Genomic DNA, 214 nt, shown 5'->3' on the forward strand with positions numbered 1-214 from the left:
CGCTTGGCGGTGCCGATGAAGTCCTCGCGCAGATGTGGCAGCTTGCCACCTTCGATGCAAACCAGCTATCGCAGTATCGCCGCGGCGCGTGTCGTTACTGCTGGGGCTTCGGTCACCAGAAAAAGTCGCGCGATATGGAGGAATTCGAAGACAAGCTCGCTGAGTCTGTAGCGAAAAAAGCTAAAGAGCCAAATGATAGGCGCGGCTATGACTA

At 55.6% G+C, this 214-nt stretch carries 1 pseudogene; it reads left to right on the plus strand.

From position 1 onward, the window contains the following. A pseudogene (locus INF61_RS23010) lies at window positions 1–214 on the plus strand (terminase small subunit); the annotation flags it as partial.

Origin of the sequence: Enterobacter cloacae complex sp. P18RS, assembly GCF_014982105.1 — a bacterium.
GTDB classification, from domain to species: domain Bacteria; phylum Pseudomonadota; class Gammaproteobacteria; order Enterobacterales; family Enterobacteriaceae; genus Enterobacter; species Enterobacter hormaechei_C.